The organism is Pseudomonas sp. TTU2014-080ASC (assembly GCF_001446935.1).
Classification (GTDB): Bacteria; Pseudomonadota; Gammaproteobacteria; order Pseudomonadales; family Pseudomonadaceae; genus Aquipseudomonas.
Genome location: NZ_LKKK01000012.1, coordinates 228,213 through 250,965, shown reverse-complemented (window position 1 = coordinate 250,965; position 22,753 = coordinate 228,213). Strand labels below are relative to the sequence as shown.

Genomic DNA, 22,753 nt, shown 5'->3' with positions numbered 1-22,753 from the left:
AGATTTGAGTGATTTTGGATACAGGGGCAGGAGCAAGTCATAGTCCGGAGGAGTCAGGCAATAGGGCAGGTTCTGCCGCTATGGCGAGCTCAGCTCTTGTCGGTTAGCCCTGAAGTTGAGTAACCATGAAACCGTGGTTGTTTCGGTTCAGTCACTGGCTACCAAAGCCAGTCTGCTAGTGCGGAGCATTATGATATTGCCTCCGCCACCGAGTCTTTCCGTGCGCTTTCAATCAGTACTGCTTCGGCGACAAAGTCTCCCCGGTCCTCACACACCACCGCCAACGCCTGCTCAATCACCCCATCGTCCAAATCCAGCTTGGCCAATGCCTTTAGCTGCTCCCACACATTCTCCCCGGCACCAATAAACAAGTTCGGACCTTCAAGACCTAACTGTTGGGCGATATGGAAGCCTGCGGCGTTACTGACGCTGTTGACGAACTCGAATGGCTTGGGCTGTTTGTGCTGGACGCAGACGCTGTTGAGCAGGGCACCCATGGTGCTGCGGTCGGGGTGGGCGGCGGCTAGATAAAGACCGCAGCGACCGCTGATGTGGCGTTTAAGCGGGGCGGCGGCGAGCAGGCATTGCAGAATCAGCCGGTCGATGCGCCGTGGCGGTTGCTCCAGCCACTGAGAAAGTTGGGCTTTGAGCTGTTTATCGGTGTCGGCGGCGCTGCCGCGTACTTCGTTGCGGGCAATCACGCGCATGGTTGTTCACCTTGTTCACAGCCTTGCAGGACCAAGCTGGCGTTGTTGCCGCCAAAGCCGAAGAAGTTGGCCAGTAGCAGGCTGTCTGCGGGCAGTTTCAGCGGCTCAGAGGGTAGCGGCAGCATGGCGTCGGTGGCGTAATCCACGGCGGGCAATGCACCGGTTTGCAGGGTGCGCAGCAGCAGTAAGGTTTCGCTCAGGCCGCAGGCGCCGAGGGTGTGGCCGAGCCAGGGTTTGAGCAGGCTCAGGTGTGGCATCTGCTGCGAATACATCAAGCGCATGCCGTTGCTTTCGGCTTCGTCGTTGGCGCTGGTGGCGGTGCCGTGGAGTTTGATCAGGTCGATCTGTTCGGCGCTGCAACCGGCGCTGCGCAAGGCTTGTTGCATGACCCAGTGAATATGGCTGCCGTCTTCACGGGTGGTGGTCAGGCTACTGGTGTCGCAGGCGCTGAAACCGCCGAGCAGGCGCGCCAGCGGTTGCTCGCCCGGCTCGCGGCTGAGCAGGGTGCAGGCGTAGGCTTCGCCCAAAATCAGGCCGTCACGCTGCGGGTGAAATGGCCGGTACTGGCCGCTGGGGCTGCTCAGCATCAGCGCGCCGAAGCCTTGTTGGGCAATGGCGCTGGGCGTTTCAAAACTCATGACCACAGCGCGCTGATACAGCCCCGACGCCAGCATGCGTGCGCCGTAGAGCAGGCCGTTGGCGCCGCTGGTGCAGGCGGTGTTAAGGGTGAAGGCATCAGCAAAGCCCCAGTGCTTGCGCAATTGGGCGGAGAGCAGGTCCAGTGGCGTGGAGTCTTCCGGTTTAAAGCCGCCGTTGCTGCGGGTTAGCGCTTCCAGATCGCTGATGTCGAGGCTGGTGCTGGCGACGATCAACAGGCAGTCGCTCAGCTCGCCCGCATTGGCCCCTAGGGTGTTTTCGAGTACGCGGTTAAGCCGTGCGTCTAACGTATCCCGCTGGCCTTGTGCAGGCAGATAGCAGCGCGGCTCGTTCAGCTCATGCAGCAGAAAGGTTTCGCCAGCGGGCATTCTTCCGCTGTGCAGGGCGTTGGCAGCGCTGTCCAGATCGGCACCCAGGGCGCAGTCCAGCGTGGCCCGTTGCAGGTAGATCGGGATCACTGGTGCTGCCTGATAAAGCTGGCGATGCTGCTGATGGTGCTGAGGATACGGCGGCCTTCTTTAGCGCCTTCAATGCGCACGCCGTACTGTTGCTGCAAGGCCAGGGAGACTTGCAGGGCGTCGAGGCTGTCCATCTGCACGCGGCTTTTGCCGCCGAACAGCACTTCATCGTTGGTGATGTCTTGCCAGTCGATGTCGTCTTCTTTGTCGCACTCGCGAATGATGAGTTGCTTGAGTTGTTCTTCTAGTAATGAGTGGTCCATTGCGTGTGCCGTATTCTTCTTGTGAACAAAAACAGCCCGCCTACGCCCAGCAGCACTGCAACGATCAGCAGGCGGGCGCAGTAAGGGGCGATGTCGGCCAGTGTGCCCTGGCCTACTAGTAAGGTGAGAAAGGCGTCCAGCGCCCAACTCATGGGTGACAGTTCGGCGATTTGCGCCATGGCGGCGGGCATTACGCTCTTCGGCACCATGATGCCGCCCAATGCCGCCAGCAGGATATTGATACCGCCGCCGAGCAACAAGGCCTGTTCGGCACTGCGGGCCAGGGCCGCCAGCAGCAAGCCAAGGCTACAGGTGGCGAGTGTCAGGCTGATGGCCAGAACGATATAGCCCGCAGCACTGCCCGGCAGGCTCAGAGCAGGTAAGCCCAGCAGCGGCAGGCCGTACACGCCGAGGGCGAGCAGGGCGCTGAATTGAACGAGGTTGATCAGCACATAGGGCAGCAGCTTGCTCAGTACCAGTGTGCCGAGGCTCAGGCCCATGCAGCGCAGGCGCAGCAGCGCGCCACTTTGTTGTTCGCGCTGGAAGCCACCGGCCATAGGCAGGACGATAAAGAACATGCCGAAGATCAGCCACGCGGGCACGCTCAACTGAGTGGCGTTGGCTCGGCCACTGAGGTCGCCGCTGCTGAGCAGTTCGTGTTCGCTGATCTGGCTTTGGGTGCGCTGCTGAATCAGTTGCAGGCGTTCGGTCTGGCTCAGCCCTTCGTCAATCTCGCCGCTGTCTTCCAGATAGGCAAGCAGGCGGGTTTGCGCGAGGGCGATCGACACCGCGCTGTGCAGGCGCTGGCGCGAGAGTTTGTCGAACTGCGGCGGGAAGCTCAGGGCCGGGCCTTGATGCGGCGAGTCGAGCAGGTGCTGATCAAAATCAGCAGGCAGGCTGACGCGAGCCAGGCGTTCGTCGCTGCTGCTGAGCAGGTCGCTGTCCGGCAATTGGGCTTGCAGGGCTGCGCGGAAGAACTCGCTGCTGGCGTCGCTCGGTGCTTCGACAATCAGGCGCAGCGCCGGTGGCTTTTCTTGCATGTAGTTGGACATGGCACCGGCCATCAGCAGCAGGAACAGCGCGGGCATGATAAACAGCACCGCCAGCGCGTGCGGGTCGCGCAGCAGTAGGAGCAGTTCTTTACATATCAGCGCTCGGAGTCTCACAGGCGGCCTCCGTTCAGGCGCAGGTATAGCTGTTCAAGGGAGGGGCGGCCATAGCGCAGCAGGCTCGGTTGCTCACTTTGCGCGGCAATAAACTGGCTGATCTCCAGTAACTGTTGCGGGCTGATGGCGTTGATGCGCAGGCCTTTGTGCAGGGCTTCTGCCTTCAGTTGCAGGCGCTCAAGCAGAGCGTCGAGCCCTGCCGGTATCTGATCCGGCCATTCCAGCAGTAGGCCGTGGTCGTCGCCGAGCAGTTGGCGTTTATCCACATCCAGTCGCACCTGGCCTTCATGCAGCAGCAGGATGCGCTGAGCGACGCGCTCCACTTCTTCCAGATAATGGCTGGTGTAGATCACCGCTTTGCCGTCCTGGGTGAGTTGTTCGACGGCGCTGAGCAACTGCTGACGGTTGCTGGCATCCACACCCACGGTGGCCTCATCGAACAGGTACAGATCCGCCGGTTGCAGCAGGCCGATGGCGAAGTTGAGACGGCGCTGTTCACCGCCGGAAAGCTGCTCGCTACGGGCGTTGAGCTTGTCACTCAGGGCGCAGGTGTCGATGCAACGTTGCAGCGCTTGCTGGCGCTCTGGCCCGCGCAGTTGGTAGAGATCGGCAAACAGCGCGAGGTTTTCTTTCACTTTCAGCCCGGCGTAGAACGCCAGTTGCTGCGGAATCAGACCCAGGCGCGGCTGATCCTGCCAGCGCAATTCACCTTGCTGCACCGCTAGCACGCCGCTGATCAGCGACAGCAATGTGGTTTTGCCCGCACCGTTGCTGCCCAGCAGGCCGATGCATTCTCCAGCTTGTACGTGCAGGTCGATGCCTTGCAGCGCAGCACGGCTGGCACCAGGGTAATGATGACTGAGCTGTTTGAGTTCAAGCATGGACCAGCACCAGAAGCAGTTTGCCGTCCAACAGCAGCTGGCCGTGATGGTGGACGCTAAAGGCGTACAAAGCACCTGCCGGGCTTAACGCCTCTTGCTCTGCAGCCAATTCCAACGCACCGTCGCGATGCTCGGGTTCGTGATGAACCTGCAACTGGGAAAGCTTGCCCACCAATGCCATTTCAATAGCACTGCTGTCGCCGTATAGGGCACCATGTGCGGCGCACAACTGAGCAGCTGCCTCAAACAGCAGGCAGGGCGATGCATCCGCGCCGAAGGCATCCAGATAATGCCAGGCGCTGAGCCCCTGAATGTGCGTGCTGTCGTGCGCCAACAGGCGATCCAGCCACAGAGCCGGGCCTTGGTGGGGCAGCAGATTGTGCAGTTGTGAGCGATCCATTGGCTGGGCCGAATTAAGTGGTACGGAAGTGTAACAGAGGGGCTCTAAAGCGCGCAGCGCCGGGCCGGTTGGGGAGAGTAGTGGATGGTGTGGGTGCAAGCTGGGGCGTTTGTAATTGGGTCGTTGTTGTTGCTGGGGTTGTCCCGGCAGGCGTTGCTGCGGCCTAAGTCCCACGGTTTTTATCGGTTCTTCGCCTGGGAGGCGATTCTGGCGTTACTGGTGCTCAATGGCCCGCAGTGGTTTGAGGATCGTTATAGCGCACATCAACTGGTGTCGTGGGCGCTGCTGTTCAGCTCGCTGCTGCTGTTGTTTGTCGGCCTTTATCAACTGCGCAAGATCGGTAAGCCGGACGCTCAGCGTCAGGATGCCGAGTTGTTTGCTTTTGAGCGTACTTCGCAGCTGGTGACGTCCGGTATTTACCGGGTAATCCGCCATCCGTTGTATGCCTCATTGCTGTTGTTGGCTTGGGGTGTGGCCTTTAAGCAGCCGGGGCTGGCCAGTTGGGTGTTGGCGGCGGTGACCAGTGTGGCGCTGTATCTGACCGCGCGTTGCGATGAGGCTGAGTGCCGACACGTATTTGGTCAGGCCTATGCGGACTATATGCAGCGCAGCCGGATGTTTATCCCTTTCATCTTTTAATCCCAATTCAGGCGCGCCAGTTTCCACTCGCCGTCTTCCTGCCACCATTCAAGCTTTACCGTGTAATGCCCGGCGCTGTTGGGAATCAGCCCTTCTGCGCCGGTCAGCGCCACTTGCGCCTCTGTATGGCCGCGGTCGCGGTAAGTGCTGTCCAGCGAGCTCTGTTTGCTTAGGCCGATGACCTTGACGTTTTTGTGCCGCATAAACAGCAACAACATGGTGCGCTTAGCCCAGTCGCGGTCGTAGTTTTGCTGAGCAGAGAACTGTGGGTGCAGTTGATCCAGCACATCGCCGGTCTGTTTGGCTTCGAGGTTGGTTTGCAGCTGCTCCACGGCCGCTTCAAGTGCGGATAGTGGGTCATCTTTGCGGCCACAGCCGACGAGCAGAGTGATGGAGATCAAGATTGCGCTGGCAAAGATCCGGCGTGTCATGCTGAATGCCTTTTTCGTGGTTATGATGCGGCTATCGTGACGAAGGCTGATGCGGACGCAGACAGTCTCGAGCGCACCCTTTCAGGAGCTAAACATGCAGACCCTGTACCCGGACATCAAGCCCTACGCCCGTCATGAGCTGGCAGTTGAGGCGCCACATGTGTTGTACGTGGATGAGAGCGGTACGTCCACCGGCTTGCCTGTGGTGTTTATTCACGGCGGGCCAGGCGCGGGCTGTGATGCCTCAAGCCGCCGCTATTTTGATCCGGCTCTGTATCGCATCATCACCTTCGATCAGCGCGGCTGTGGGCGCTCAACGCCTCACGCCAGCCTGGAGAACAACACCACTCAGGCGCTGGTTGAGGATATGGAGCGTATCCGCGAGCACCTCGGTATTGATAAGTGGGTGCTGTTCGGCGGCTCGTGGGGCTCGACCCTGGCGCTGGCTTATGCACAGGCACATCCGCAGCGGGTGCTGGGGCTGATTTTGCGCGGCATCTTTCTGGCCCGGCCTGAAGACGTGCGCTGGCTGTATCAGGAGGGCGCGAGTCGTCTGTTCCCCGATTATTGGGAAGACTATCTGTCACCGATTCCGGCAGATGAACGCGACGATCTGGTCAGCGCCTTCTACAAACGCCTGACCGGCCCGGATCAGATCGCCCAGATGCATGCAGCCAAAGCTTGGTCAACTTGGGAGGGGCGCACCGCGACCTTGCGGCCTAACCCGCTGATCGTTGACCGTTTCAGTGAAGCTGCGCGAGCCCTGTCGATTGCGCGCATTGAATGCCATTACTTCACTAATAATTCGTTCCTTGAGCCTAACCAGCTGCTGCGCGATATCGGCAAGATCGCCCATCTGCCCGGCGTGATTGTGCATGGTCGCTACGACGTAATCTGCCCGCTGGACAACGCTTGGGCGCTGCACAAGGCTTGGCCGAACAGCGAACTGCAAATTATTCGGGATGCCGGCCATTCAGCAGCAGAAAGCGGTATAACAGACGCCTTGGTCAGGGCGGCCGATGAAATGGCCCGCCGTTTGTTGAACCTGGCACCGGATGAAGCATGAAAGCATTGATCCAGCGCGCCCGTAGCGCGCGCGTAGAAGTCGCTGGTGAAGTTGTCGGCGCTATTGATCATGGACTGTTGGTCTTGGTTGGGGTAGAACCCCAAGACACGCCGGCAAGTGTCGAGAAAATGCTGCACAAACTGCTGAACTATCGTGTGTTCAGCGATGCGGCTGGCAAGATGAACTTGTCCCTGAAGGATGTGAACGGCGGCCTGCTGCTGGTCTCTCAGTTCACCTTGGCAGCCGATACCGAAAGCGGCCTGCGCCCAAGCTTTTCCAGCGCCGCCTCGCCGGTGATGGGGGCTGAGTTGTTCGATCTGCTTGTGGCTCAGGCGCGCAACCTGCACGCCGATGTCGCCACCGGCCAGTTCGGTGCGGACATGCAGGTGCACCTGATCAACGATGGCCCGGTCACCTTCCTGCTGGAAACCTGACCGGGTAGCGCTTCAGCCCTGCAACGCTTCGGCGACAAAGTCGAGGCGGTCCTGGCCGAAGAACATCTCCTTACCGACAAAGTAGGTCGGTACACCGAACAGGCCGCGTTTGACGGCTTCGTCGGTGTTGTTCTTCAGCGTCTCTTTGATGTTCTCATCATTGATCAACTCCTTGAACCGAGCGGGATCGAGCCCGGCTTGAGTCAGCACTGTCGCCACCTGTGCCACGTCACCCAAGTTCAGGCGCTGAGTCCAAATGCCTTCGTAGATGGCTTTAACGTAGCGGGGGAAGTCTTCTGTGCCGAGGTACCCGGTTGCGCCACGCATAAGCTGTAGCGTGTTAATCGGGAAGAACGGGTTGGGTGCCAGCAGGACTCCGTAGCGTCGCGCAAAGCGGGCCATATCGTTCAGCATGTAGCGGCCTTTAGTTGGAATCGCTACCGGTGAACTGTTGCCGGTGGCCTTGAAGATTGCGCCGAGCAACACCGGTCGCCAGATTATTTCGGCACCGTGCTCCAGGGCGATACGTGGCAGTTGGGTCCAGGCCAGATAGCTGGTCGGGCTGCCGAAGTCGAAAAAGAACTCTACTGTCTTACTCATGCACATATTCCTTATGTTTATGGGGATCAGAAGGTTTCGGACCAGGGGCGCAGGTCCATTTCGTGGACCCAGCAATCGCGCGGTTGGCAATGGATCTGCCAGTAGGTCTCGGCGATGTGATCCGGGTTTAGGATGCCGTCTTGCTCCTTGAGCTTGTACAGCTGCGGGAAGGTGTCGCGGATAAAGGCGGTGTCGATGGCACCATCGATAATCGGGTGAGCCACATGAATGCCCTTCGGCCCCAACTCCCGCGCCATGCTTTGTGCCAGCGCACGCAGGGCAAACTTGGCGCTGGCAAAGGCGCTGAAATTAGCGCGCCCTCGTAGTGAAGCTGTCGCACCGGTGAAAATGATTGTGCCGTGACCTCGGGGCAGCATCACCTTGGCGGCTTCACGGCCAGTGAGAAAGCCTGCCAGCGCTGCCATTTCCCAAACTTTGCGGTAGACCCGCTCGGTGGTTTCGGTAATGGAGAACTGCACGTTGGCCCCGATATTGAAGACGACAGCATGCAGCGGGCCGACTTCCCGCTCGATGGTGGCGAACAATTCGACTACCTGTTCTTCAACCCGCGCATCGCAGCCAAATGCCCGCACGCTGCCGCCTGCTGCTTCGATTTCGTCCACCAGTGGCTGCAGCTTTTCGGCATTACGCCGGGCGACACAGGCCACATAACCCTCTCTGGCGAAGCGCTTTGCAATGGCACCGCCTGTTGCATCACCGGCACCGACAACCAGAACTGCCTTGCGATCTGTCATTGGATTCTCCATTAGTTCCTTTTTAGAACTTATTTGATAGTCGGTTCCATTTTAGAACCTGTCAAGCTATTGTTCGCAGACGTTTGTGGAGATTGGCTTATGCGGTGGGAAGAGCTGGACCAACAACCCTGTTCGCTTGCGAGAGCGTTGTCGGTTGTGGGAGATCGCTGGACGCTGCTGGTGCTGCGTGAATGCTTTCTGGGTACGCGTCGTTTTGACGTTTTTGAAAAACGCTTGGGCGTGACCCGCCATCTGTTGGCCGACCGCCTGAAGAAACTCACCGAGGCCGGTGTGTTGGATAAGGTGGCTTATCAGGAACGGCCGCTGCGTGAGGAATATCGTCTGACAGATAAAGGCCGGGATCTGTATCCGGTGATCGTCACCTTGGTGGATTGGGGTGACCGCCATATGAGCGGCCCGGAAGGCGCGCCGATCCAGCGCACACACCGCACCTGCGGGCATCGCATGCGCGGCGTGTTGGTGTGTTCCGAATGCGGTGAACCGCTGCGTGCGGACGAGGTGAAGCTGGAGGAGGCGCAAGCGTTTAAAGGGCAGTTGCTACCGGAGGATTGGGGGAGCAGGTTCGCGTGAGGCGGTTTTGCGCCTGCTTGCCTTGGTGCACTCTCGATCCAATGGTGGATAAGCTGCTTCGCAGCCGTATGCCACCCTACGGTACGTGCGCTGTTGTAGGGTGGGTAAGGCCGCAGGCTTACCCACCGCAGCCTCAACAGTTGGATTAGTAAAGTCGAGCCAACAGCGCGGTAACAGCTGTCTCAACCCGCAGAATTCGCTCGCCAAGCTGGACGGGCTTCAGCCCGGCCTTGCTGAGCAAATCCACCTCATAGGGAATCCAGCCACCTTCCGGGCCGATGGCCAAGGTGACAGGTTCGTCTACGGCGCGGGGGCAGGCGGGGTAATCGCCGGGATGGCCGATTAGACCGAGAGTGCCGCTGGCCAGTTGCGGCAGGCGATCCTCCACAAAGGGCTTGAAGCGTTTTTCGATGATGACCTCAGGCAGAACCGTATCGCGGGACTGTTCCAACCCTAAGACCAGCTGTTCGCGGATGGCATCCGGCTCCAGAAACGGTGTTTGCCAGAAGCTTTTTTCGACCCGATAGCTGTTCAGCAGGACCAGGCGCGGCACACCCATGCTGCTGACGGTTTGCAGTACGCGGCGAAGCATCTTCGGGCGCGGTAGAGCCAGCAGCAGGGTAATGGGGAGTTTGGCTGGTGGGGGCTGATCAAACGCTACTGCCAGCTCGGCGTATTCGCTGCCCAGATGTAGTAACTGGCCCTGACCCATCAGGCCACCCAGCTTGCCGACGCGCATACTGTCGCCGCTTTCGGCGCGGTGCACCTCAAGCATGTGCTTGAGGCGACGGCCGCTCAGGCGGACCCGGTCAGCCGCGATAAAGTCGGCGTCTTCCAGTAGCAGCAGATTCACGGGCGGGTAGCAGGCGGTTGGTCGCCAGACTCTTCTTCGCTGGCTTCGGCTTCTTTCTCTTCTGCGCGCTTGATCATGCTGCCGAACAGCAGGCCAACCTCGAACAGCAGCCACATCGGCACAGCTAATAGTGTCTGCGAGAAGATGTCCGGCGGGGTAAGGATCATACCCACCACGAAGCAGCCGATGATCACGTATGGACGGCTTTTGCGCAGGGTTTCCACATTCACGACACCCACCCACAGCAGCAGGAAGGTGGCGACGGGAATCTCAAAGGCCACGCCAAAGGCGAAGAACAGCGTCAGGACGAAGTTCAGGTACTCGTTGATGTCGGTCATCATCGCCACGCCTTCCGGCGTTACGCTGGCGAAGAAGTGGAAGATGACCGGGAATACCAGAAAGTAGGCGAAGGCCATGCCTGCGTAAAACAGGAAGATGCTGGAAGCCAGCAATGGCATGGCGATGCGCTTTTCATGCTTGTACAGGCCGGGAGCGATAAAACCCCAGGCTTGATACAGCAGGATCGGCACGCTGAGGAACAGAGCAACCCACGCGGTCAGCTTGAATGGCGTGAGGAAGGGCGATGCCACGCCGGTGGCGATCATGGTCGCGCCTTCAGGCAGGTAGGCCCGCAACGGTGCCGAGACGATGGTGTAGATGTCCTGCGAGAAGTAGAACAGCGCCATAAACAGGACAAACACCGCAATCACGCAGCGCAGCAAGCGCGAGCGCAGTTCAGCCAGGTGAGAAATCAGGGGCATTTCCTGATCGTTTTCCGGGGTAGAACTCATGGCTGAGGCTTATCCTGATTGATCACGTGGTTCGGTGTGGCGGGTGTTACGTTGGCAGCGGCTACAGGCTGCTCAAGTGGCAGCACGGTTTGGGCATCGGAGGCTGGTGTGACTGGCGTCGCTGCTTCGCTAGCTGGCTGTGCCGCCTGTGCAGTTTGCTCTGGTGCAGGTGCGTTTGGATCAGCCAGTTTGCCAGCTGAGATCAGCTCCTGCTTCATGGCGTTCATTTCACGCTCAAGTTGTAGGATCTGCTCGTTGTGCAGCTGGCGGCGGATTTCGTCCGCACCGATTTCCTGCTCAACCTGCTGTTTGATTGCGTTGAAGCTGCGTTTGATTCGGCCAATCCACAGGCCTGCGGTACGCACAGCACCCGGCAGACGCTCAGGGCCGAGCACAATCAGGGCCACGAGGCCCACTAACAGGAGTTCGGAGAAGCCGATATCAAACATGGACTGACTCAGTCTTTACGTGCAGGTTCTTCAACTTTCTGAGCCTGACCGTCAATGGTGTGCGGTTGGTTCAGCGGTGCAGCTGGCTGTTGCGGTGCAGCAGTCGGAGTAGGCTCGGTCTTCTCGCCTTCTTCGGTATTCATGGCTTTGCGGAAGCCTTTAATGGTTTCGCCCAGATCCGAGCCCAGGTTTTTCAGGCGCTTGGTGCCGAATACCAGGATCACTACGATCAGGATGACGACCCAGTGTTTCCAATCAAAAATGCCCATGTTCAATGTCCTCGCAGGTTATTTAGTCAGTGTCCGGGCGGCTTTTTCGTCGTGCCCGGAGAGGCCGAAACGGCGGTCGAGTTCGTCCAGAACCGCCTGAGGGTGCTGGCCAAGTGAGGCGAGCATAACCAGGCTGTGAAACCACAGGTCGGCGGTTTCATATATGAGATCGCTGCAATCGCCGGATTGCTGCGCATCCTTGGCGGCGAGAATGGTTTCCACCGATTCTTCACCGACCTTCTCGAGAATTTTGTTCAGACCTTTGTGGTACAGGCTGGCGACATAGGAGCTATCCGGTGCCGCGCCCTTACGTTCTTCCAGTACCTGGGCCAGGCGCGTAAGGGTATCACTCATGGTTATGCCCCTTGTGATAGATGCTGTCGGCAGATTTGATAACCGCATCAACGGTGTTCCAGGTGCCATTTTCATAGACCCGGTAAAAGCAGCTCTCACGCCCTGTATGACAGGCGATTCCGCCGATTTGCTCAACCTGAAGTGTGATCACATCAGCGTCACAGTCCAGGCGCAGTTCATGCAGTTTTTGCACATGGCCGGATTCTTCGCCTTTGCGCCACAGTTTGCCGCGCGAACGTGACCAGTAAATGGCACGTCCTTCTTCTACAGTGAGCGCCAGTGATTCACGGTTCATCCAGGCCATCATGAGGATGCGCCCGGTTTGGTAATCCTGAGCAATGGCGGGTACAAGCCCGTCTTTGTCCCAGCGAATTTCATCAAGCCAATCAGTCATTTTCCGTTCCGCCCGGCGGGTCGTACTGCACTTAAGTGTCAAAAGGCTAAGTTTGACAGTCTGTTAGCCTGCTGGCTATCTGCGCACGACCAAGTACAGGCCTGCGGCCCCCATTAACCAAGCTGGCCAGGTGGCCGGATCGGTGATTGCAGTTGCGCCGCTAAGCATGACCGCAGCGCCTGCCAGCAAGCCGGCCCCCAGCACGCGCAATGCGCGGCTGTCGCGGCCTCCGAGCTCCGGGGCCGGTTCGTTGTGGGCATGGGGCTGTGACAGACGCTCCAGCAGATCGCGGGTCATGTTAGCCAGATGAGGAATCTGTTCGGCCTGGGACTGCACATTCTGCAACAGAGTTTTCGGGCTGTGGCGCTCACGCATCCAGCGCTCCAGGAACGGTAGCGCCGTGGTCCACAGGTCAAGATCAGGGTAGAGCTGGCGGCCTAGACCTTCGATGTTGAGCAGGGTTTTTTGCAGCAGAACCAGCTGCGGCTGCACTTCCATATTGAAGCGCTGTGCGGTCTGGAACAGGCGCATCAGCACCTGGCCGAAGGAAATATCCTTGAGCGGCTTGTCGAAAATCGGCTCGCAAACAGTGCGGATGGCGGCTTCGAATTCGTTGACCTTGGTCTCTTTCGGCACCCAGCCGGAATCGATGTGCAACTGAGCAACCTTGCGGTAATCACGCTTGAAGAAAGCCATGACGTTACGCGCCAGGTAGTCCTGATCTTCCGGTGTGAGGCTGCCGACGATGCCGCAGTCGATGGCGATGTACTGCGGGTCCCACGGCGTGCGGGTGCTGACAAAGATGTTGCCGGGGTGCATGTCGGCATGGAAGAAACTGTCGCGGAATACCTGGGTGAAGAAGATCTCCACGCCGCGCTCGGCCAGCAGTTTCATGTTGGTGCCCTGGTCGGCCAGGGTAGCCAGATCGGTCACGCCGATGCCGTAGATGCGCTCGGTTACCAGCACTTTCGGCCGGCAGTAATCCCAGTAAACCTGCGGTACGTAGAGCAGCGGCGAGCCTTCGAAGTTGCGTCGCAGCTGGCTGGCGTTGGCCGCTTCGCGGAGCAGGTCGAGTTCGTCGTAGATGGTTTTTTCGTAGTCGCAAACCACTTCGACCGGGCGTAGACGGCGGGCATCGGCGGAGGCTTTCTCGGCGATGGTGGCGATCAGGAACAGCCAGGCAATATCCTGTTCGATTACCGGACGCAAACCGGGACGAATGACTTTCACCACCACCTCTTCGCCGGTTTTCAGCTTGGCCGCATGCACTTGGGCGACGGAGGCCGAAGCAAGCGGCTGCGGATCGAAGCGGGCAAAGAGCTGGTCGACTTTTGCGCCGAGCTGGGATTCGATCAGCGCCAGGGCTTTGTCCTGATCAAACGGCGGCACGCGGTCCTGCAGTTTGGCCAACTCGTCGGCGATATCGGTTGGCAGCAGATCGCGGCGAGTGGACAGCAACTGGCCGAACTTGATGAAGATCGGCCCCAGCTCCTCAAGCCCCAGGCGCAGGCGTGCACCGCGTGATAGCGGCGATTTGCGCCGTGGCAGCCAGCGCCATGGCAGCAGGTAGCGGGTCAGGTTGGCCCAGAAGGGCAGTGGCAGGCTGAACAGCAGATCATCCAGCTGGTAGCGGATCATCACGCGCAGGATGCGCAGCAGGCGACGCAGGGCAAGCAGCTTCATGCAGTGGGCTTATGGCGTTGGGCGAGGCGCTCGATGCGCGCTTCGAGTCGATCGAGGGACAGTTTCAGGTCGTCCAGTTCGGCAAAACGGGCGTCGGCCTCGCGCTGGCCAACCAGTGTGCGGGCTTCTTCGCTGACGTAGTCGGCCAGATTCTGACGCAGGCTTTCCAGCGAATCGCCAAGCCAGTTGGCGCGGCTGCGTAGGTGGGCACCGATCAGCGGGCTGGCCACTGGGCCAAGCCACCGGGACAGTTCGTATTCCCAGTCCAGTTCGAGGTCTTGCAGGATGCCTGCAAGTTCGAGCAAGGCGGCGCTGTCTCCATCCAGATCGACTTCGGGGCTGTGCAGGATGCTGGTTTTATCTTTGCTCAGCGCCAAGCGCATCAGGCTACTTGCCGGTGCGCGCAGGTGGCAGTCCACATCCCCGTGCCATTGCCCGGCCAGTTGCAGGCCTTCGGCATTGGGCAGGATGAATAGCTGCACCTTGGGTGCAGTGCATTCGACGGCAATAACATGACCGGATAGCTTGGCCAGGCGTGGCAGCGCGGTGCTATCCATAGTCAGTACGCGATTGAGGCCAAGCTCAACGCCGGCCAACAGCCCGGTCAGCAGCATCAGGGTTTGACACCTCGGTGCAAGGCGACAATGCCGCCTGTCATGTTGTGGAAGGTGACGCGTTCGAAACCTGCATCAGCCATCATGCCCTTCAGGGTTTCCTGGTCGGGGTGCATGCGGATCGACTCGGCCAGATAGCGATAGCTGTCGGCGTCATTAGTGATCAGCTTGCCGGCCAGCGGCATGAAGTGGAACGAGTAGGTGTCGTAGAACTTCGACAGCAGGTTGTTGGAGGGTTTAGAAAACTCCAGAACCAGCAGGCGGCCGCCCGGCTTGAGTACGCGCAGCATTGAGCGCAGGGCGTCTTCTTTGTGGGTGACGTTACGCAGGCCGAAGGCGATGGTGACGACGTCGAAGTAGTTGTCCGGGAACGGCAGCTTTTCAGCATCTGCCTGTACAAAACGGATGTTGCCAGCAACGCCCTTGTCGAGCAGGCGGTCGCGACCAACCTTGAGCATGGAGTCGTTGATGTCGGCCAGCACCACTTCGCCAGTGGGGCCAACCAAGCTGGAGAATTTGCGGGTCAGGTCGCCGGTGCCTCCGGCGATATCCAACACGCGGTTGCCGTTGCGTACGCCGGACAGCTCAATGGTGAAGCGCTTCCACAAACGGTGCATGCCGCCGGAAAGTACGTCGTTCATCAGGTCATATTTGGCGGCCACAGAGTGAAAGACTTCGGCGACTTTCTCCGCCTTTTTGCTTTCCGGCACATTCTGGAAACCAAAATGCGTTGTGGCTTCGGTGTCGCTGCTCTTGCGCGGGTCGTTCATCTTGCCCTTTCCTAAACACAGATGCTGACTCAAAAGTAATAGTCATTCTAAACCCAAATCGATTGGCTGGGTTCGGCTGTGGCAGGGCAAACCGGTAAGTTAATGCCCGTTGGTCGTAGTTATTTAGCATGCGGCGTGTCCCTTGCAGCCTTGATATAGTTGCAGCGACGTATAGTCGCAGTAGCCTGCAGGAGAATTGTCATGGCCAAGATTACTATTGAACGCCCGCATAACCTTGGTCGTGAAACCGCCCGGGAGAAGGCTGAACAACTGGCCGAGCGTCTGGCCAGCCAGTTTGATGTGCGTTACCGCTGGAGTGGCGACACACTGGAATTTAAACGCAGTGGTGCTGACGGCCGCATTGATGTGCACGAAGACTCGGTGCGCGTTCAGTTGAGCCTCGGTTTGCTGTTGTCGCCGATGAGCAGCAGCATTAAACGCGAGATTGAAAAGACGTTGGATAAGCACCTCCAGGCGTGAGCCTGAGTGCACCGAATGTAGGGCCTGGCAGCGCAATGTTCCGGGCCTCGAAGTAAGTTTTCAGCGCTTAGTATGTGAATTCTAATTTTCCCCGATACCGTGCACTTACGCCTGCAAAAGCAGGCATCCATATTCTGGAGGTGCACATGTCTAAAGTTGCCGTTAAGAAAGTTGCTGCTGCCGATAACAGCGCTGCTGTTCTCTCTGATGCAAAAGTGTATGCCCGTAAAATCTGGCTGGCTGGTCTTGGCGTTTACGTTAAAGCCGGACAGGAAGGCGTGGCGTATTTCAACGAGCTGGTAAAAAGCGGTGAGGGTGTTGAACAGCAAGGTAAAAAGCTGGTCAACAAACAAGTTGAAGCTGCCAATGGACAAATCGGTAGCTTTAAGCAAACTGTAAGCAGCGTTAAGGACAAGGTTGAAGTACGGCTCGACATGATTGAAAGAGCATTCGACAGCCGTGTCGCTAGCGCTTTGAATCGCCTCGGCATCGCCTCTCAGCAGGATGTAGAAGGTCTCTCTGCTAAGCTGGATGAGCTGAGCGCATTGCTTGAGCACGTCGCGCGTACCAAATAAGGAGAGCAGGATGGCCGTCAAAAAGAAAACCGATAAACAAACCCCTTCCTGGATCGGCGAAGTAGAAAAATACTCGCGTCAAATCTGGCTGGCTGGGTTAGGTGCTTATTCCAAGATCAGTAAGGACGGCAATAAGCTGTTCGATACCTTGGTTAAGGATGGTGAAAAAGCTGAGAAGCAAGCCAAGGTCGAAGTCGACGGTGTGAAGTCTGCCGTCGGTGCGAAGGTGGGCTCGGCGAAGTCCAAAGTTGATGAAGTTAAGGACAAGGCAATCGGCAAATGGGGTGAGCTGGAAGAGGCTTTTGATAAGCGTCTGAATAAAGCCATTTCGCGTTTGGGCGTACCTAGCCGTAACGAAGTTAAAGAGCTCAACGCCAAAGTTGAAAGCCTGACTAAACAGCTGGAAAAGTTGACCGGTGTTTCTGTAAGCGCGGTCAAACCTGCAGTTAAGAAAGCCGCTGCAAAACCTGCAGCCAAAGCTGCCGCAAAACCGGCCGTGAAAGCTGCAGCCAAGCCGGCAGCTAAGCCTGCTGCGAAAGCTGCAGCCAAACCAGCTGCTAAAGCCGCTGCTAAGCCGGCCGCAAAAGTTGCAGCCAAACCGGCAGCTAAGCCTGCTGCGAAAGCTGCTGCCAAGCCAGCCGCGAAAGCCGCTGCTAAACCAGCCGCTAAGCCTGCTGCTAAAGCCGCTGCTAAACCGGCCGCCAAACCTGCTGTGAAAGCCGCAGCTAAACCAGCCGCAAAACCGGCCGCCAAATCAGCTGCTAAGCCAGCGGCAAAAGCTGCAGCGAAACCGGCTGCCAAGCCGGCTGCTAAACCAGCGGCTAAGCCTGCTGCTAAAGCCGCTGCTAAGCCAGCCGCAAAACCGGCAGCCGCTCCAGCGGCACCGGCAGCAGCACCGGCTCCAGCCGCTGCCGCTGCACCTGCAGCGACTCCGGCACCGGTAGCCAGTGCAGCAGCAACACCTGCTCAGTCGTAATACGGCAGGTGTACAAAAGCGCCCGGCTTATGCCGGGCGTTTTTGTATGTGCAGGGTGTGCCCGTGCCAGCTAGTCGTGCAAATAACGTTCTGCCAGCAGCACAGCTGCGCAGCGGGCGTCTTCCTGCAGGTGTGGGGCGAGCAGCAGCATCACCTGGTAAACCACCAGACGCGGTTCGCCATGCTGGCCAAGGACGCGCTGGTAGTCGAGTGAGAAGAGTAGGGTGAGGGTGATCTGCTCAACCAGTTGCCCCAGCTCCTGGGTGTCACTGCGCAACTGTTGTTGTACGTGTAGCTGGGCCAGTAGTTGGGCCAGCGCTTGCTTCAGGGTGTTGAGCCACAGGCGTATGCCGCGCTCCAGTTTGGGCAGGCGGCCGGTGAGGTTGGAGAGGTCTTGAAACAGGAAGCGGTAATGCGCCAGGCGTTCGGCGATAAGGTGCAGAAACAGCCAGCAGTCTTCAATCTCCAACTGCACGTCTTCCGGCGGTGACAGTAGTGGTGCCAGCTCGTTCTGGAAGCGTTCAAACAGGCCTAGAACCAGCGGTTCCTTACCATGAAAGTGGTAATACAGATTGCCAGGGCTGATGCCCATTTCGTTGGCAATCTCGAGGGTGGATACGTTCGGCTCGCCCTTCTGATTGAACAGCATCAGTGAGCATTCAAGAATGCGGTCGCGGGTTTTCATTGATCTCCCTGTCACCTGTGACGTTCCTGTCATTGCCGTCGCTTAGTGGCGAGCGATTTGGGCCTGTGGATGGATCACCGCGCGCTGACGCTCTTCGCTGAGAAACTTCATGATGATCGGGGCCACCACTTCAGCGCGGGTCACCAGAAACAGGTGGCCGTCGTCGATGATATGCAGGTCGGAGTTGGGAATTCGCCAAGCCAGCAGGCGCATGTTCACCAGTGGGATTAGCGGATCATCGTCACCGGCCAGTATCAGCGTCGGCTGACGGATTTTGTGCAGCCAGTGGATGCTGGTCCAGCCCAGCCCCGCAAAGAGCTGCCAGTAGTAGCCCATCTTGCCGCCGGAGCGCACTTTACTGGCATGCGCCAGAGCTAGTTTCGGGTCGCGCCTGAATGCGCCGCCGTAAATGTCCGGGGCAATTTCAACGCCATAAGAGGGCTGTACGTAACGCCGTGGACTGGCCATGCGCCAGAGTACTTTGGGCTTGCCTGGGAGCATCACTGCACCGGCAGAGGTGGCCGCGAGGATCAGTTTTTTGCAGCGCTCCGGGTAGTCGCGGGCGAACTGTTGCGCCAGAGCGCCGCCCCAGGACACGCCAATGGCGTTGACCTGACCGTAGTCGAGGTAGTCGAGCATGCGTGCGGCGAGTTTGGCCAGGCCGGGAAAGCGGTAGGGCGTTGCCGGGGTTGATGAACCGCCGACACCGGGGACGTCGAAGGCAATCACTTCCAGATTGGGATCAAGCGCCCGGACAAAGGGCATCACCAGTTCAAGGTTGGCACCAATGCCGTTGAACACCAGCAGCGGCGTCATCTCACCATTGCCGGGGCGCACAGCGGTACGGATGGTTTGTCCGTCCAGATCAATGCTGCGAAATACGAAAGGTAGCGACATGCGCAAAGCCCTATCTGTTGAAACGCTGGACCTGTATCCGGCGGTTTATCCGTCAGATTGATGGCCGGTAAAGCGGCCTGCCCGGCAGTTGCCTGCAGGGCAGGTTGTGCACCCGCAGGTGCGGTTTATCGCTCGTGAACGTAGGTGCCCGGCGCAGCTTCGCCTGCCGGGAATTTTTTACTGCCCAATTGGCTTGGTGCCTTCTTGTTGGCTCCTGAACGCTCGGACAGCCAGTTTTGCCAATGCAGCCACCAGGAGTCGGTGTGTTTGGTGGCGCTGGCTTGCCAGTCTTTCGGGTCCTCCGGCAGCTCGCTGTTGGTCATGTAGCGCGCTTTGGGGTTGCCCGGAGGATTGAGGATGCTCTGGATATGTCCGCTGTTGGACAGGATGAAGTCGACTTTGCCGCCAAACAGGCGCGCTGACTTGTAGCAAGCATCCCAAGGCGTGATGTGGTCAGTGGTGCCTGCCACGCAGTACAGATCACAGGTGACCTGCTTGATATCCACCGGCGTACCGCACACTTCAAGCGCGCCGGGGCGCAGCAGCGGGTTGGTCTTGAACATCTCGATAAATTCGCCGTGCAGGGCAGCGGGCAGGCGTGTGGTGTCGTTGTTCCAGTAGAGAATGTCGAACACCGGCGGCTCGTTGCCGAGCAGGTAATTGTTGACCCAGTAATTCCAGATCAGGTCGTTCGGGCGCATCCAGGCGAAGACTTTGGCCATGTCGCGGCCTTCCAATACGCCTGCCTGGTAGGAGCGGCGTTTGGCCAGCTCCAGGCTCTTCTCGTCGGCAAACAGGGCAACATCAGTCTCCAGGCGATAATCCAGCACGCTGACTAACAGGGTCAGTGAGTTGACCTTGTTTTCACCCAGTGCAGCGTAATGGCCCAGCAGCGAGGTGGTGGTGAGGCCGCCGGAGCAGGCACCGAGCATGTTGATGTCTTTGCTGCCGGTGAGGGCGCAGACGACGTTGATGGCTTCTTTAAGCGCTTCAATGTAGGTGGACAGGCCCCATTCGCGGTGCGCTTTGGTTGGGTTGCGCCAGCTCACCACAAAGGTCTGAATGCCGTTGCGCAGCAGGAAGCGGGCGACGCTCTTTTCCGGCGACAGGTCGAAGACGTAGAACTTGTTGATCTGCGGGGGCACCACCAGCAGCGGGCGTTCATGCACCTGCTCGGTGATCGGCTTGTACTGAATCAGCTCCAGCACATCGTTGCGGAAGATCACTGCGCCATCGGTGGTGGCCAGGTTCTTGCCGACTTCAAAGGCATTCATATTGACCTGGCTGGGCATGCCGCCGTTGTGCACGAGGTCTTTGGCCAGGTGAGACAGGCCGTCAAGCAGGCTCTTACCACCGGTTTCGAAGAAGCGTTTAACCGCTGCCGGGTTGGCCAGGGTGTTGCTCGGCGACATGGCTTCGGTCATCAGGTTGACCACAAAGTGGCCGCGGCTGGCATCTTGCTCAGAGAGGTTGCTCTCTTCGATCCAGCTGTGCAGCTCTTTGCGCCAGGCCAGGTAGGTCTGCAGGTAACGCTTGTACAGCGGGTTCTGGCTCCAGGCTGGATCACTGAAACGGCGATCGCCTTCTGATGGAGCAAGATCGGATTGGCCGAGCAGGACGTCTTTGACTTCCATCCCGAAGCGGGTCAGGTGCTTGGCGCTGTGCAAGGGTTGGCGAATAGCCTGGGTCAGTACGGTGCGGGCCGAGCTGAGCAGGTCTTTGCCCTGGATCCCAATGACCGGGTTGAGGCCAAGGGTGTTTTCGGAGGCTTGGTGTTTCAGGTCTTCATTATTCTTATTAGGCATCTGCAACGCTCCACTGTCCTGGGATGTATAGCAACCAAATGCTATGCACGATCAGTACCAAACAATGCTCTGTAAGCGCGCCTATTCGGGCGTCCCTTTCTTACAGATTTGGGGTGCTGAAGGTTCCGCGATCCTTACCGCGAGCGCATGGGCTGTGCTGCGATAACATCTGACTGCTTGTTTACCCGACTTTGCGAATTTGCGAAAGATGGTGGGCAAAAACAGCGAATGTGTCGCCAGTATGCCGACAAGGATTAGAAAATGCGCTCTAACTGCGCAAGCGGCGAGATAGACGGTTTGGTGGGTGGAGGCAGGGGCAGGTCGTAGATCGGACGGTTACAGCATCAGCCGGACGACACTCTCGCTGGGGTCTCGGGATTTGCCCGCAGCGGCTAGCGCATCAAGGTACTGCTGCCAGAGTTCATCCTGACGCAGGCACAGTTGCTCGAGATAGTCCCAGGTGAACAGGCCGCTGTCGTGGCCGTCATCAAAGGTCAGTTTGAGGGCGTAATTACCCGCAGGCTCGATTGCCACCAGGCCGACATTGAGCTTGCCGGTTTGCAGAATCGGGTTGCCGTGGCCTTGCACTTCCGCTGAAGGTGAATGCACTCGGAGAAACTCTGCAGGCAGGCTGTAGAGCTCGTTTGCGCCGTATTGCAGCTCCAAGGTTTTTGAAGCTTTGCGCAGTTTGATGGCGGTTGGCGTACGCATGGCGTTATCCGTTAAGGCCGCGCCTGGCGCATATACGCCAGGCGGGCGGGGGGAGTTACAGGATGTAGCGGGACAGGTCTTCGTCCTGCGCCAACTCGCCCAGATGGCTGTTGACGTAGGCAGCGTCGATCTTAATCGCTTCGCCATTCTGCTGACCGGCCAGATCGCCGGCGCTGAAAGACACTTCTTCCAGCAGGCGCTCAAGCAGAGTGTGCAAGCGGCGGGCACCGATGTTTTCGGTCTTCTCGTTGACCTGCCAGGCGATTTCGGCGATGCGCTTGATGCCGTCGGCAGTAAACTCGATGTCCAGGCCTTCGGTTTTCAGCAGCGCAGCGTATTGCTCAGTCAGCGATGCGTGCGGCTCGCTGAGAATGCGCTCGAAGTCTTCCGGCGACAGGGCTTTGAGTTCGACGCGGATTGGCAGGCGGCCTTGCAGCTCCGGCACCAGATCGCTCGGCTTGCTCAGGTGGAACGCGCCGGAGGCGATAAACAGGATGTGATCAGTTTTGACCATGCCCAGCTTGGTGTTGACGGTGCAGCCTTCAATCAGCGGCAGCAGGTCACGCTGCACGCCTTCGCGGGACACGTCGGCACCGCCAGCGTTGGCGCGCTTGGCGACTTTGTCGATCTCGTCGATGAAGACGATGCCGTTCTGCTCAACCGCTTCCAGGGCGCGTGCTTTCAGCTCTTCTTCGTTGACCAGACGCGCGGCTTCTTCGTCGCGGATCATCTTGAAGGCGTCTTTGACTTTCAGCTTGCGCGTCTTGGTCTTGCCTTTGCCCATGTTGGCAAACAGGTTCTGTAGCTGGCTGGTCATTTCTTCCATGCCCGGCGGGGTCATGATTTCAACGCCGATCGGTGCATCAGCCACTTCGATGTCGATTTCCTTGTCATCCAGCTGGCCTTCGCGCAGGCGCTTGCGGAACAGCTGACGGGTGTTGGAATCGGTCGGGGTGCTGGCTTCTTCACCAAAGGTGCGGGCTGGCGGTAGCAGGGCATCGAGGATGCGCTCTTCGGCAGCATCATCGGCACGGTGGCCGACTTTGACGATTTCCTGCTCGCGCAGCATCTTGATCGCGGCATCTGCCAGATCGCGGATGATGGATTCAACGTCACGGCCCACGTAGCCCACTTCGGTGAACTTGGTGGCTTCTACCTTGATGAACGGGGCGTTGGCCAGCTTGGCCAGGCGACGGGCGATTTCGGTTTTACCGACGCCGGTCGGGCCGATCATCAGGATGTTTTTTGGGGTCACTTCAGCGCGCAGCTCAACTGGCAGCTGCATACGCCGCCAGCGGTTGCGCAGGGCGATAGCAACGGCGCGTTTGGCGTCGTCCTGGCCGATGATATGGCGGTTAAGTTCGTGGACGATCTCGCGGGGCGTCATGGACATGCAGGG

At 58.8% G+C, this 22,753-nt stretch carries 30 protein-coding genes; 7 read left to right on the top strand and 23 right to left on the bottom strand.

From position 1 onward, the window contains the following. Positions 1–188: 188 nt before the first annotated feature. From AO726_RS15885 to AO726_RS15860, 6 genes are read right to left on the bottom strand one after another with little or no spacing between them, the layout of a single operon-like run. Positions 189–707, bottom strand: a complete 519-nt coding sequence (locus AO726_RS15885) for a hypothetical protein (RefSeq protein ID WP_058069079.1) — start codon at positions 705–707, stop codon at positions 189–191. Continuing rightward, entirely contained in the window at positions 698–1,822 is a 1,125-nt protein-coding gene (locus AO726_RS15880) for a beta-ketoacyl synthase N-terminal-like domain-containing protein (protein WP_058069078.1), read from the bottom strand. The genes AO726_RS15885 and AO726_RS15880 overlap by 10 nt, the downstream gene beginning before the upstream one ends. Next, the gene (locus AO726_RS15875) at positions 1,819–2,085 is read right to left on the bottom strand and encodes an acyl carrier protein (protein ID WP_058069077.1); all 267 of its coding nucleotides are present in this window, start codon (positions 2,083–2,085) and stop codon (positions 1,819–1,821) included. Before AO726_RS15875 ends, AO726_RS15880 begins: the two co-directional genes overlap by 4 nt. Then, positions 2,067–3,251 carry an ABC transporter permease gene (locus AO726_RS15870; protein ID WP_058069076.1) on the bottom strand — a complete coding sequence of 395 codons (1,185 nt, stop codon included), beginning with the start codon at positions 3,249–3,251 and terminating at the stop codon, positions 2,067–2,069. Before AO726_RS15870 ends, AO726_RS15875 begins: the two co-directional genes overlap by 19 nt. Beyond that, entirely contained in the window at positions 3,248–4,132 is an 885-nt protein-coding gene (locus AO726_RS15865; protein ID WP_058069075.1) for an ABC transporter ATP-binding protein, read from the bottom strand. The genes AO726_RS15870 and AO726_RS15865 overlap by 4 nt, the downstream gene beginning before the upstream one ends. Then, complete coding sequence (locus tag AO726_RS15860; protein WP_058069074.1) at positions 4,125–4,532, bottom strand: hypothetical protein; 408 nt, start codon at positions 4,530–4,532, stop codon at positions 4,125–4,127. Before AO726_RS15860 ends, AO726_RS15865 begins: the two co-directional genes overlap by 8 nt. Positions 4,533–4,616: 84 nt before the next feature. On the opposite strand from AO726_RS15860, the gene AO726_RS15855 reads away from it, so the two are divergent. Further along, the gene (locus tag AO726_RS15855) at positions 4,617–5,171 is read left to right on the top strand and encodes a methyltransferase family protein (RefSeq protein ID WP_058069073.1); all 555 of its coding nucleotides are present in this window, start codon (positions 4,617–4,619) and stop codon (positions 5,169–5,171) included. Here AO726_RS15855 and AO726_RS15850 read toward each other — a convergent pair. After that, positions 5,168–5,602, bottom strand: a complete 435-nt coding sequence (locus tag AO726_RS15850; protein ID WP_058069072.1) for a hypothetical protein — start codon at positions 5,600–5,602, stop codon at positions 5,168–5,170. The genes AO726_RS15855 and AO726_RS15850 overlap by 4 nt on opposite strands. A 94-nt stretch (positions 5,603–5,696) precedes the next feature. Here AO726_RS15850 and pip point away from each other — a divergent pair, with 94 nt between their 5' ends. Next, positions 5,697–6,668, top strand: a complete 972-nt coding sequence (gene pip, locus AO726_RS15845; protein WP_058069071.1) for a prolyl aminopeptidase — start codon at positions 5,697–5,699, stop codon at positions 6,666–6,668. Next, positions 6,665–7,102, top strand: a complete 438-nt coding sequence (gene dtd, locus AO726_RS15840; RefSeq protein WP_058069070.1) for a D-aminoacyl-tRNA deacylase — start codon at positions 6,665–6,667, stop codon at positions 7,100–7,102. Before pip ends, dtd begins: the two co-directional genes overlap by 4 nt. A gap of 12 nt (positions 7,103–7,114) precedes the next feature. On the opposite strand, the gene AO726_RS15835 is transcribed toward dtd, so the two are convergent. Both AO726_RS15835 and AO726_RS15830 read right to left on the bottom strand, forming a co-directional pair. Then, the gene (locus AO726_RS15835; protein WP_058069069.1) at positions 7,115–7,702 is read right to left on the bottom strand and encodes a 2-hydroxychromene-2-carboxylate isomerase; all 588 of its coding nucleotides are present in this window, start codon (positions 7,700–7,702) and stop codon (positions 7,115–7,117) included. Positions 7,703–7,728: 26 nt separating this feature from the next. After that, positions 7,729–8,457, bottom strand: coding sequence for an SDR family oxidoreductase (locus tag AO726_RS15830; RefSeq protein ID WP_058069068.1), 729 nt, complete (start codon positions 8,455–8,457; stop codon positions 7,729–7,731). Positions 8,458–8,556: 99 nt separating this feature from the next. On the opposite strand from AO726_RS15830, the gene AO726_RS15825 reads away from it, so the two are divergent. After that, entirely contained in the window at positions 8,557–9,048 is a 492-nt protein-coding gene (locus tag AO726_RS15825; RefSeq protein WP_058069067.1) for a winged helix-turn-helix transcriptional regulator, read from the top strand. Positions 9,049–9,193: 145 nt separating this feature from the next. Here AO726_RS15825 and AO726_RS15820 read toward each other — a convergent pair whose 3' ends face one another. Genes AO726_RS15820 through ubiE form a run of 9 tightly spaced genes read right to left on the bottom strand, consistent with a single transcriptional unit; the run spans position 9,194 to position 15,225 of the window. After that, on the bottom strand, positions 9,194–9,901 hold the full coding sequence (locus AO726_RS15820) for a 16S rRNA (uracil(1498)-N(3))-methyltransferase (protein WP_058069066.1): 708 nt from the start codon (positions 9,899–9,901) through the stop codon (positions 9,194–9,196). Further along, positions 9,898–10,692: a twin-arginine translocase subunit TatC gene (gene tatC, locus AO726_RS15815; protein WP_058069065.1), complete on the bottom strand. Its 795-nt coding sequence runs from the start codon at positions 10,690–10,692 to the stop codon at positions 9,898–9,900. The genes AO726_RS15820 and tatC overlap by 4 nt, the downstream gene beginning before the upstream one ends. After that, positions 10,689–11,141 (bottom strand): Sec-independent protein translocase protein TatB, encoded by a 453-nt coding sequence (gene tatB / locus AO726_RS15810; protein ID WP_058069064.1) that lies wholly within the window; start codon positions 11,139–11,141, stop codon positions 10,689–10,691. The genes tatC and tatB overlap by 4 nt, the downstream gene beginning before the upstream one ends. Before the next feature lie 8 nt (positions 11,142–11,149). Next, on the bottom strand, positions 11,150–11,410 hold the full coding sequence (locus tag AO726_RS15805; RefSeq protein WP_058069063.1) for a twin-arginine translocase TatA/TatE family subunit: 261 nt from the start codon (positions 11,408–11,410) through the stop codon (positions 11,150–11,152). A gap of 18 nt (positions 11,411–11,428) precedes the next feature. Continuing rightward, the gene (locus AO726_RS15800; protein WP_058069062.1) at positions 11,429–11,764 is read right to left on the bottom strand and encodes a phosphoribosyl-ATP diphosphatase; all 336 of its coding nucleotides are present in this window, start codon (positions 11,762–11,764) and stop codon (positions 11,429–11,431) included. Continuing rightward, positions 11,757–12,200 carry a phosphoribosyl-AMP cyclohydrolase gene (hisI, locus tag AO726_RS15795; RefSeq protein ID WP_275044102.1) on the bottom strand — a complete coding sequence of 148 codons (444 nt, stop codon included), beginning with the start codon at positions 12,198–12,200 and terminating at the stop codon, positions 11,757–11,759. The genes AO726_RS15800 and hisI overlap by 8 nt, the downstream gene beginning before the upstream one ends. A 33-nt stretch (positions 12,201–12,233) precedes the next feature. Further along, complete coding sequence (gene ubiB, locus AO726_RS15790) at positions 12,234–13,841, bottom strand: ubiquinone biosynthesis regulatory protein kinase UbiB (protein ID WP_058069060.1); 1,608 nt, start codon at positions 13,839–13,841, stop codon at positions 12,234–12,236. Further along, complete coding sequence (locus AO726_RS15785; RefSeq protein WP_058069059.1) at positions 13,838–14,455, bottom strand: ubiquinone biosynthesis accessory factor UbiJ; 618 nt, start codon at positions 14,453–14,455, stop codon at positions 13,838–13,840. The genes ubiB and AO726_RS15785 overlap by 4 nt, the downstream gene beginning before the upstream one ends. Then, positions 14,455–15,225: a bifunctional demethylmenaquinone methyltransferase/2-methoxy-6-polyprenyl-1,4-benzoquinol methylase UbiE gene (gene ubiE / locus AO726_RS15780; RefSeq protein WP_058069058.1), complete on the bottom strand. Its 771-nt coding sequence runs from the start codon at positions 15,223–15,225 to the stop codon at positions 14,455–14,457. Before ubiE ends, AO726_RS15785 begins: the two co-directional genes overlap by 1 nt. A gap of 201 nt (positions 15,226–15,426) precedes the next feature. On the opposite strand from ubiE, the gene AO726_RS15775 reads away from it, so the two are divergent. The 3 genes from AO726_RS15775 to AO726_RS15765 all read left to right on the top strand — a co-directional run bounded on the left by AO726_RS15775 (position 15,427) and on the right by AO726_RS15765 (position 17,256). After that, entirely contained in the window at positions 15,427–15,705 is a 279-nt protein-coding gene (locus tag AO726_RS15775) for a polyhydroxyalkanoic acid system family protein (RefSeq protein WP_058069057.1), read from the top strand. 146 nt (positions 15,706–15,851) lie between these two features. Continuing rightward, on the top strand, positions 15,852–16,280 hold the full coding sequence (locus AO726_RS15770; RefSeq protein WP_058069056.1) for a phasin family protein: 429 nt from the start codon (positions 15,852–15,854) through the stop codon (positions 16,278–16,280). 10 nt (positions 16,281–16,290) lie between these two features. Beyond that, positions 16,291–17,256 carry a phasin family protein gene (locus AO726_RS15765; RefSeq protein ID WP_058069055.1) on the top strand — a complete coding sequence of 322 codons (966 nt, stop codon included), beginning with the start codon at positions 16,291–16,293 and terminating at the stop codon, positions 17,254–17,256. Between the two features lie 70 nt (positions 17,257–17,326). Here the strand turns inward: AO726_RS15765 and AO726_RS15760 are convergent, their stop codons facing one another. From AO726_RS15760 to hslU, 5 genes are all read right to left on the bottom strand, one after another. Then, positions 17,327–17,941, bottom strand: a complete 615-nt coding sequence (locus AO726_RS15760) for a TetR/AcrR family transcriptional regulator (protein ID WP_058069054.1) — start codon at positions 17,939–17,941, stop codon at positions 17,327–17,329. A gap of 42 nt (positions 17,942–17,983) precedes the next feature. Then, positions 17,984–18,838 (bottom strand): poly(3-hydroxyalkanoate) depolymerase, encoded by an 855-nt coding sequence (phaZ, locus tag AO726_RS15755; RefSeq protein ID WP_058069053.1) that lies wholly within the window; start codon positions 18,836–18,838, stop codon positions 17,984–17,986. 125 nt (positions 18,839–18,963) lie between these two features. After that, complete coding sequence (gene phaC / locus AO726_RS15750) at positions 18,964–20,643, bottom strand: class II poly(R)-hydroxyalkanoic acid synthase (RefSeq protein WP_058069052.1); 1,680 nt, start codon at positions 20,641–20,643, stop codon at positions 18,964–18,966. 336 nt (positions 20,644–20,979) lie between these two features. Then, the gene (locus AO726_RS15745; protein ID WP_058069051.1) at positions 20,980–21,354 is read right to left on the bottom strand and encodes a gamma-butyrobetaine hydroxylase-like domain-containing protein; all 375 of its coding nucleotides are present in this window, start codon (positions 21,352–21,354) and stop codon (positions 20,980–20,982) included. A 55-nt stretch (positions 21,355–21,409) separates the two neighbouring features. Then, positions 21,410–22,747 carry an ATP-dependent protease ATPase subunit HslU gene (gene hslU, locus AO726_RS15740; RefSeq protein ID WP_058069050.1) on the bottom strand — a complete coding sequence of 446 codons (1,338 nt, stop codon included), beginning with the start codon at positions 22,745–22,747 and terminating at the stop codon, positions 21,410–21,412. Between the last annotated feature and the right edge of the window lie 6 nt (positions 22,748–22,753).

Excerpts from the sequence above, each read along its gene's own strand:
- AO726_RS15850 (WP_058069072.1), bottom strand. The coding sequence starts at position 5,602 with ATGACACGCCGGATCTTTGCCAGCGCAATCTTGATCTCCATCACTCTG.
- AO726_RS15885 (WP_058069079.1), bottom strand. The coding sequence starts at position 707 with ATGCGCGTGATTGCCCGCAACGAAGTACGCGGCAGCGCCGCCGACACC.
- AO726_RS15805 (WP_058069063.1), bottom strand. The coding sequence starts at position 11,410 with ATGGGCATTTTTGATTGGAAACACTGGGTCGTCATCCTGATCGTAGTG.
- AO726_RS15775 (WP_058069057.1), top strand. The coding sequence starts at position 15,427 with ATGGCCAAGATTACTATTGAACGCCCGCATAACCTTGGTCGTGAAACC.
- AO726_RS15770 (WP_058069056.1), top strand. The coding sequence starts at position 15,852 with ATGTCTAAAGTTGCCGTTAAGAAAGTTGCTGCTGCCGATAACAGCGCT.
- AO726_RS15785 (WP_058069059.1), bottom strand. The coding sequence starts at position 14,455 with ATGCTGCTGACCGGGCTGTTGGCCGGCGTTGAGCTTGGCCTCAATCGC.
- dtd (WP_058069070.1), top strand. The coding sequence starts at position 6,665 with ATGAAAGCATTGATCCAGCGCGCCCGTAGCGCGCGCGTAGAAGTCGCT.
- AO726_RS15865 (WP_058069075.1), bottom strand. The coding sequence starts at position 4,132 with ATGCTTGAACTCAAACAGCTCAGTCATCATTACCCTGGTGCCAGCCGT.
- phaC (WP_058069052.1), bottom strand. The coding sequence starts at position 20,643 with ATGCCTAATAAGAATAATGAAGACCTGAAACACCAAGCCTCCGAAAAC.
- phaZ (WP_058069053.1), bottom strand. The coding sequence starts at position 18,838 with ATGTCGCTACCTTTCGTATTTCGCAGCATTGATCTGGACGGACAAACC.
- pip (WP_058069071.1), top strand. The coding sequence starts at position 5,697 with ATGCAGACCCTGTACCCGGACATCAAGCCCTACGCCCGTCATGAGCTG.
- ubiB (WP_058069060.1), bottom strand. The coding sequence starts at position 13,841 with ATGAAGCTGCTTGCCCTGCGTCGCCTGCTGCGCATCCTGCGCGTGATG.
- AO726_RS15855 (WP_058069073.1), top strand. The coding sequence starts at position 4,617 with ATGGTGTGGGTGCAAGCTGGGGCGTTTGTAATTGGGTCGTTGTTGTTG.
- AO726_RS15835 (WP_058069069.1), bottom strand. The coding sequence starts at position 7,702 with ATGAGTAAGACAGTAGAGTTCTTTTTCGACTTCGGCAGCCCGACCAGC.
- AO726_RS15745 (WP_058069051.1), bottom strand. The coding sequence starts at position 21,354 with ATGCGTACGCCAACCGCCATCAAACTGCGCAAAGCTTCAAAAACCTTG.
- AO726_RS15875 (WP_058069077.1), bottom strand. The coding sequence starts at position 2,085 with ATGGACCACTCATTACTAGAAGAACAACTCAAGCAACTCATCATTCGC.
- AO726_RS15760 (WP_058069054.1), bottom strand. The coding sequence starts at position 17,941 with ATGAAAACCCGCGACCGCATTCTTGAATGCTCACTGATGCTGTTCAAT.
- hslU (WP_058069050.1), bottom strand. The coding sequence starts at position 22,747 with ATGTCCATGACGCCCCGCGAGATCGTCCACGAACTTAACCGCCATATC.
- AO726_RS15800 (WP_058069062.1), bottom strand. The coding sequence starts at position 11,764 with ATGAGTGATACCCTTACGCGCCTGGCCCAGGTACTGGAAGAACGTAAG.
- ubiE (WP_058069058.1), bottom strand. The coding sequence starts at position 15,225 with ATGAACGACCCGCGCAAGAGCAGCGACACCGAAGCCACAACGCATTTT.
- tatC (WP_058069065.1), bottom strand. The coding sequence starts at position 10,692 with ATGAGTTCTACCCCGGAAAACGATCAGGAAATGCCCCTGATTTCTCAC.
- tatB (WP_058069064.1), bottom strand. The coding sequence starts at position 11,141 with ATGTTTGATATCGGCTTCTCCGAACTCCTGTTAGTGGGCCTCGTGGCC.
- AO726_RS15765 (WP_058069055.1), top strand. The coding sequence starts at position 16,291 with ATGGCCGTCAAAAAGAAAACCGATAAACAAACCCCTTCCTGGATCGGC.
- AO726_RS15830 (WP_058069068.1), bottom strand. The coding sequence starts at position 8,457 with ATGACAGATCGCAAGGCAGTTCTGGTTGTCGGTGCCGGTGATGCAACA.
- AO726_RS15860 (WP_058069074.1), bottom strand. The coding sequence starts at position 4,532 with ATGGATCGCTCACAACTGCACAATCTGCTGCCCCACCAAGGCCCGGCT.
- AO726_RS15825 (WP_058069067.1), top strand. The coding sequence starts at position 8,557 with ATGCGGTGGGAAGAGCTGGACCAACAACCCTGTTCGCTTGCGAGAGCG.